Genomic DNA, 6,630 nt, shown 5'->3' on the forward strand with positions numbered 1-6,630 from the left:
AGGACCCAGCAGTAGCGAAAACCGCGGTCGCCGGAACTCCGACGCCCGAGCTGAACGGGGATCCAGGTGTCAACCGCCATAGCCGTCACCAGTCACGATCTGGTGCTGCCGCCCACCGACCAGCAGACGCCCACAGCGGCCCTGTTGCAGGCCCCCGACGCCCAGCCGCTGGAGGCTGCGCTCGCGGACATGCAGGTCCTGGTGGAGCAGCACGGTTACGTCGTCGCCGTCTACTCCGCCTCCCTCCCGGTGGCGCACGAGCGGCGGCTGCACACGGTCCGCTCCATCCTGGAGAGCGACCGCATCGCCCTCCTGAAGCTGGACCTCCCGCCGCTCGGACTTGCCGTACTCGTCCGCCAGCTACGGCAGTTGTCCATCTGCGACTTCACCGCCGGTGTCGTCGCGTCGGCGGCCCGGCTGCTCTCGCACTACATCCACGCGGGCGCGCTGCTCAACTCGGTCACCAAGCTCGACCATGTCCCGGTCAGCCTCAAGGCGCACGCCAAGTCGTGGGTGCCGGGCTCGCAGTTCGGTGTCCTCGCCAACCCCGACCCCCAGTTGATCAAGATCGGCAACGGCGAGCTGACCGGACCCGAATTCGGCACGCAACTTCTGGTCGGAAAGGGACAATTGCAATCGGACTGGGTGACCGCGACACTCGCGCCCGCCTGGCAGGTGCAAGGGGTGCAGGAGATGGCACTTCTCGCGGATTCTCCAGGCTGGTGGGGAACGTCCAAGATGATCGAATTCGCCGCGTTCCTGCCGGACATCTCCGTTCTTTACCAGCTGGTTTCATCCGTACGGCGAGAGGGATGTTCCTGGTGCGGTCTCGAACTCATCGGTGATCGTTGCGGATTCTGTTCCGCACCGCTCTCACCGGCCGAGAACCAAACGAACGGTTCCGGTGTCCTGAGCCAAGGAGCACCCATGCGCCCCGGGCCGTAGGCCGCCTGGCAGGCGGTCCGTACGAGCCCGAGACGGTCCTCGTCCCGTGCCCGACCACCAGTCACTCCCCGTCCCACGTCATCGAACGAGGTTGTCCCGCCCATGAATTCACGGCAACGCCGCGGCATCATTCTCCTTCTCCTCTCCGTCCTCTGCGCCTTCGGCGCCTTCGCCGGCGTGCTGTCGGTCATCAGCGACGTGAATTCGAAGGTCGGACCCGAGGTGCCCGCGTACCGGCTGAAGGCGGACGTGGCCCCGTACACCGCGCTCGAGGAGGGGCAGTTCGAGAAGATAGAGATGCCCAAGCGCTGGCTGTCCGACAACGCGGTCACCGACCTCGCGGTCGTCAACGGCAAGATCGCGGTCACCCAGCTCAAGAAGGGGTCACTGCTCCAGGACGACATGATCGTCAAGAGGCCCGCCCTCGCCAACGACGAGCAGGAGATCGCGATCATGATCGACGCCGCGACCGGCGTCGCGGGCAAGATCAACGCGGGCGACCTGGTCAACATCTTCGCCACCTTCGCCGCCGAGAGGGAAGGCGACAACGCGCAGTCCCGGATCATCGTGCCCAACGCGAAGGTCATCGACGTCGGTTCGCTGACGCCGCTGGAGCCCAAGGACGACGACAAGCGCAGCAGCGGACCGAAGACCGCCGTCCCGATCACCTTCGCCCTCAAGACCAAGGACGCCCAGCGAGTCGCCTACGCGGAGTCCTTCGCGCAGCACGTACGCCTCGCCCTGCTTCCCGACGACAGCCCCACCACGCTGCGCCCCGGGGAGAGCACCTACACCCTCGAAGGGGACAAGTGAGGGACGAATGACGACCAGAATCCTTCCGGTCGTCGGCGATGCCGACGCCGCCAGATCCATCACCACCCTGCTCAGCCAGCTTCCCGACGCGGAGCCGGCCGGGCCGGTCGGCGACTCGACCTCGCTGATCGACACCCTGGCCCGGCTGGCCACGGAGTCGATCGACGAACTTCCGGAAGTAGTTCTGGTACACGAGCGGATCGGTCCCGTCCCAGCGCTGGAGCTGATCCGGGAGGTGGCGCTCCGCTTCCCGGCGGTCGGCGTCATCCTGGTCACCGCCGACGTGAGCCCCGGCCTCTTCTCGGCCGCGATGGACTCGGGCGCGCGCGGGCTGGTCGGTCTCCCCCTCTCGTACGAGGAACTCGCCCAGCGCGTTCAGGCCGCCGCCGCCTGGTCGGTGGGTGTACGGCGCCATCTCGGCCACGGCGGCGACGTGTTCACCGGTCCCGGTGGCACCGTCGTCACGGTGAGCGGGGCGAAGGGCGGTGTCGGTACGACGGTGGCCGCCGTCCAACTCGCCCTCGCCGCAAAGGCGTCGGGCATGTCGGTGGCGCTCGCCGACCTGGACCTCCAGGCCGGCGATGTCGCCTCGTACCTGGACGTGCAGTTCCGCCGCTCGATCGTGGACCTCGCCACCATCCAGGACATCTCGCCCCGCGTACTCCAGGACGCGGTGTTCACCCACCACACCGGCATGGGGCTGCTGCTCGCGCCGGGGGAGGGGGAGCGCGGCGAGGAGATAAACGACCGGTCCGTACGCCAGATCGTCAGCGCCCTGCGCAACCGCTACGAGGTCGTGATCGTCGACTGCGGGACGCAGACGACGAGCGCGAACGCGGCGGCGATCGAGATGGCGGACACCTCACTGCTGGTCACCACGCCGGACGTGGTGGCGGTACGGGCGGCCAAGCGCATGGTCAAGCTGTGGGACCGGCTCCAGATCCGCAAGGCGGAGGAGACGACGATCGTGGTGAACCGCTACATGCGGAACACCGAGATCCAGCCGCCGCTCATCGAGAAGATCACCAGCACCAAGGTGTCGCGGGTCGTCATCCCGGCGAACTTCAAGGAACTGCACGCGGCGGTCGACGCGGGCCGGATGCAGGACCTGGAGTCCAAGTCGACGGTGAAGCAGGCGCTCTGGGCGCTCGCCGGTGAGCTGGGCCTGGTGAAGGTGCCGGAAGGCGCCGAGAAGCAGGGGAAGTTCAAGGGAGACCGGGGCTCGGTCGGGGTTCGGCGCGGACGACGAGGCTGAGGGGGCACGTTGAACCATGAACACTCCACAGATACGGACAGATGATCGCGGCGGCGTATCCGGCGGCGTATCCGGCGGCGTACCCCGCCGCGTACGGCGCGCGCTCCGGGCTCGCGACGACCGCGGACAGGCCGCCGTCGAGTTCACCGGTCTGATCCCGCTCATCCTGGTCACCGCCATCCTGCTCTGGCAGGCCGCGCTGGTCGGCTACACCTTCGCCCTCGCGGGCAACGCCGCCGACGAGGCGGTCAGGGCCGGAACCGTGGCGGAATCCCCACAGACGCGCACCGATGCGTGCCGGGAGGCCGGCGAGCAGAACCTGCCGGACGCCTGGAGTGCCGACATCAACTGTGCGGAGGAGGGCGACCTCGTCAAGGCGCGGGTCGACCTCGACGTGCCGCTGCTCTTCCCCGGCTCGGTCAATTTCGGGTTGACCGTCCCGGGCCGTTCGGCCGCCGTGAGGGAGAGCTGAGATGCCGAAGCGATCCCTTCACATGCGGAGCGCCAGGAACAGGGCCAAGAACAGGGCCAGGAACAAGGCGGGAGACGGAGGCCAGGCCGCCATCGAGTTCGCCGGCCTCATCGCCCTCCTGCTCTTCGTCGCCCTCGCCGCCATCCAGCTCGGTCTCGCCGCGTACGCCGTCCAGCAGGCGGGTACGGCGTCCCGCGCCGCCGCCCGCGCGGCATCCCAGTACGACTACGACTACAAGGCCGTCGGCAAGGCATCCATGAGCGACTGGCTGGCCGACGGCGCCGACATCGACTCGGCGTGGTGCTTCGCCGACGAGGTCGAGGTCACCGCACGCGTCGACGTCCCGTCGATACTGCCGGACGTCTTCGACTTCGACGACGCCGAGAGGAGCACCACGATGCCCTGCGACTGACCGGGCGTATCCGATCACGTACACACGCACCACCCGAGCATCACACCGGCATCACCTGGGAGTTGAGGACATGAGCCTGAGGGCGCGCATCAGCAGCCCCGATCCGGCGAACGGACGCAGCGAAGAGAGCCTGCTCGTCGGCGTCTACCGGGCCAAGCTCCTTGAGGAGATCGACCTCGCGGAGATGTCCGCGCTGGCCGCGGCCGAGCGCCGGGCCAGGCTCGAACGGGTCCTCGGCCACATCATCAGCCGCGAGGGCCCCGTCCTGTCCTCCGGGGAGCGCTCCCAGCTGATCCGCCGCGTCGTCGACGAGGCACTCGGTCTCGGCATCCTGGAACCCCTGCTCGAAGACGCCTCCATCAGCGAGATCATGGTGAACGGCCACGAGCAGGTCTTCGTGGAGCGCAGCGGCCGGCTGGAGATGCTGCCGATGCGGTTCGCCTCCAACGAGCAGCTGATGCAGACCATCGAACGCATCGTCTCCACCGTCAACCGCCGGGTGGACGAGGCCAATCCGATGGTGGACGCGCGACTGCCGTCCGGCGAGCGTGTCAACGTCATCATCCCGCCGCTGTCCCTGAGCGGGCCCATCCTCACGATCCGGCGCTTCCCGCGCGCGTTCACCCTCCCCGAGATGATCGCCCTCGGCTCGCTCGACGAGCAGATGATGATCCTGCTGTCCGGTCTGGTCCGCGCGAAGTTCAACGTGATCGTCTCCGGGGCCACGGGCACCGGGAAGACGACCCTCCTCAACGCGCTGTCCGGTCTTGTCCCGTCCGGCGAGCGCATCGTCACCATCGAGGACTCCGCCGAACTCCAGCTCCAGCAGCCGCACGTGATCACCCTGGAGACCCGCCCGGCCAACGTGGAGGGCAAAGGCCAGGTCACCATTCGTGACCTCGTACGCAACTCCCTGCGTATGCGCCCCGACCGCATCATCGTCGGTGAGGTCCGTGGCGGCGAAACGCTTGACATGCTCCAGGCGATGTCGACCGGCCACGACGGCTCGCTCGCGACCGTCCACGCCAACAGCGCCGAGGACGCCCTGATGCGACTCCAGACCCTGGCGTCCATGTCGGAGGTCGAGATCCCCTTCGTGGCGATCAAGGACCAGATCAACAGCGCCGTCGATGTGATCGTGCAGCTCACCAGGCACGCCGACGGCTCCCGGCGGCTCACCGAGATCGCCATCGTCGATTCGCACGGGCGTGAGGAGTACCGGATTGTGTCGGTCTGCCGCTTCCTCGCCGAGCCCATGACCGCGGACGGCCAGGTCAAGGGGCAGTTCGCGTACTACCCCATGCCCCGCCGGATCGCGGAACGCCTCTACATGCGGGGAGAAGCCATCCCGCCCGCCTTCGGGGTCGCGCAGGCCGAGGACGAACTCACCGTCCGCAAGGCGATCGCCTGATGACCGCGCCCGCCCCGGCCTCCGCCTCCGACCGCAGCCCCTGCCCGCCGCTCACCCAGAAAGTGCCCGCACGACATGGATAATCTTCCGCTCCTGACGATCGGCATCACACTGCTCACGTGTGTGCTCGGTGTCGTCGGCGTGCACATCTACGCATCGGGCAAGGCCCAACACGAGGCGCTCGTCGAGCGGATGTCCCACTCGGGACAGCTGACGACGGGCAGCAGGCAACGCCGCTTCGGAGCCTTCGACCGCCGCCTGCGCAAGACGACCTTCGGCAAGCGCGTCGAACGCAAGATCACGGTGACGGGCCTCGATCTGACCCCGGGCGAGTACCTGGTCTACATGGCGGCCGGTCTGCTGGGCCTCTACTTCATCGTCGGTGCCATCTTCGCCACGTTCTTCGGCGTACTGGCGGCACTGGCCGGGCTCTGGGGCGGCAACGCGTTCCTGAACTGGCAGCGCGTCAAGCGCACCGAGGCCTTCATCAACCAGCTGCCCGAGCTGACCCGCGTACTCGCCAACGCGACGCAGGCGGGCCTGGCCATGCGTACGGCGCTGGTGATGGCGTCGGAGGAACTCGACAATCCCGCCGGCGAGGAACTGCGCAGGGTCGCCGACCAACTGGCCATCGGGCACACGCTGGAGGACGCGCTGGACGAGCTCGCCGAGCGGCTGCCCTCCCGGGAACTCGTCGTGCTCGTCACCACACTGGTGCTCTCCAGCCGTGCGGGCGGCCAGGTCGTGACCTCGCTGCGCAACCTCACGGAGACGCTCGAAGAGCGCAAGGAGACACGGCGCGAAGTCAAGACGGTGCTCTCCCAGATCCAGGTCACGGCGCTCGCGGTGCCCCTGATCGGTCTGGGCTTCCTGCTGCTCATCAACAACATGACACCGGGGGCGCTGGACAAGATGACCGGTGCCACGGTCGGGCAGGTCGGCACCATCCTCGCCTTCGCTCTGTACGCCGTCGGATACATCGCCATCCGGCGGATGTCCCGGATCCAGGTCTGAGGGGGCCACGACATGGGACTTCTACTCGCCGTAGTCCTGGGACTCGCCGTGTACGGGGTGTTCCAGGGAATCCGCCTGTACCGGGCCGACGCCAAACTCCCCGGCGACCTCGCGATCGCCCTGGAAGTGGGCGCCACCCGCACCACGGCCGTCGGCTCCGGAATAGACCGGCTCGGCATGCGCTACGCACCCTCCGTGCTGCGCATGATGGGCCCCAAGCGCGTCGACGCCATCCGCCGCCGCCTCGACATGGCCGGCAACCCCGGCGGTATGACGGTCGACCGCTACGCGGCGCGCCGCGCGGTCTA

The 6,630-nt window shown here is 68.1% G+C and carries 8 protein-coding genes; all 8 read left to right on the top strand.

All coding sequences use genetic code 11. The features are described from left to right. Window positions 1–66: 66 nt before the first annotated feature. Complete coding sequence (locus tag BHU15_RS01385) at window positions 67–945, top strand: hypothetical protein (RefSeq protein WP_079127801.1); 879 nt, start codon at window positions 67–69, stop codon at window positions 943–945. A 102-nt stretch (window positions 946–1,047) separates the two neighbouring features. Continuing rightward, on the top strand, window positions 1,048–1,758 hold the full coding sequence (gene cpaB, locus BHU15_RS01390; RefSeq protein WP_023539006.1) for a Flp pilus assembly protein CpaB: 711 nt from the start codon (window positions 1,048–1,050) through the stop codon (window positions 1,756–1,758). A 7-nt stretch (window positions 1,759–1,765) separates the two neighbouring features. Continuing rightward, complete coding sequence (locus BHU15_RS01395) at window positions 1,766–3,013, top strand: CpaE/TadZ family protein (RefSeq protein WP_023539005.1); 1,248 nt, start codon at window positions 1,766–1,768, stop codon at window positions 3,011–3,013. Window positions 3,014–3,029: 16 nt separating this feature from the next. After that, a complete protein-coding gene (locus tag BHU15_RS01400; protein WP_107422744.1) occupies window positions 3,030–3,485 on the top strand; it encodes a TadE family protein in 456 nt (151 codons plus the stop codon). A gap of 1 nt (window position 3,486) precedes the next feature. Further along, window positions 3,487–3,897 (top strand): TadE/TadG family type IV pilus assembly protein, encoded by a 411-nt coding sequence (locus tag BHU15_RS01405; protein ID WP_069625475.1) that lies wholly within the window; start codon window positions 3,487–3,489, stop codon window positions 3,895–3,897. A gap of 70 nt (window positions 3,898–3,967) precedes the next feature. Beyond that, window positions 3,968–5,308: a TadA family conjugal transfer-associated ATPase gene (locus BHU15_RS01410; protein ID WP_023539002.1), complete on the top strand. Its 1,341-nt coding sequence runs from the start codon at window positions 3,968–3,970 to the stop codon at window positions 5,306–5,308. 75 nt (window positions 5,309–5,383) lie between these two features. Continuing rightward, a complete protein-coding gene (locus tag BHU15_RS01415) occupies window positions 5,384–6,322 on the top strand; it encodes a type II secretion system F family protein (protein ID WP_069625476.1) in 939 nt (312 codons plus the stop codon). A gap of 12 nt (window positions 6,323–6,334) precedes the next feature. Next, the coding region (locus tag BHU15_RS01420; protein WP_255292998.1) for a DUF5936 domain-containing protein at window positions 6,335–6,630 on the top strand (296 nt) is incomplete at its 3' end.

The sequence above is a fragment of the Streptomyces niveus genome, from assembly GCF_001723055.1.
Taxonomy (GTDB): domain Bacteria; phylum Actinomycetota; class Actinomycetes; order Streptomycetales; family Streptomycetaceae; genus Streptomyces; species Streptomyces niveus.

Excerpts from the sequence above, each read along its gene's own strand:
- BHU15_RS01415 (WP_069625476.1), top strand. The coding sequence starts at position 5,384 with ATGGATAATCTTCCGCTCCTGACGATCGGCATCACACTGCTCACGTGT.
- BHU15_RS01395 (WP_023539005.1), top strand. The coding sequence starts at position 1,766 with ATGACGACCAGAATCCTTCCGGTCGTCGGCGATGCCGACGCCGCCAGA.
- BHU15_RS01405 (WP_069625475.1), top strand. The coding sequence starts at position 3,487 with ATGCCGAAGCGATCCCTTCACATGCGGAGCGCCAGGAACAGGGCCAAG.
- BHU15_RS01410 (WP_023539002.1), top strand. The coding sequence starts at position 3,968 with ATGAGCCTGAGGGCGCGCATCAGCAGCCCCGATCCGGCGAACGGACGC.
- cpaB (WP_023539006.1), top strand. The coding sequence starts at position 1,048 with ATGAATTCACGGCAACGCCGCGGCATCATTCTCCTTCTCCTCTCCGTC.
- BHU15_RS01400 (WP_107422744.1), top strand. The coding sequence starts at position 3,030 with ATGAACACTCCACAGATACGGACAGATGATCGCGGCGGCGTATCCGGC.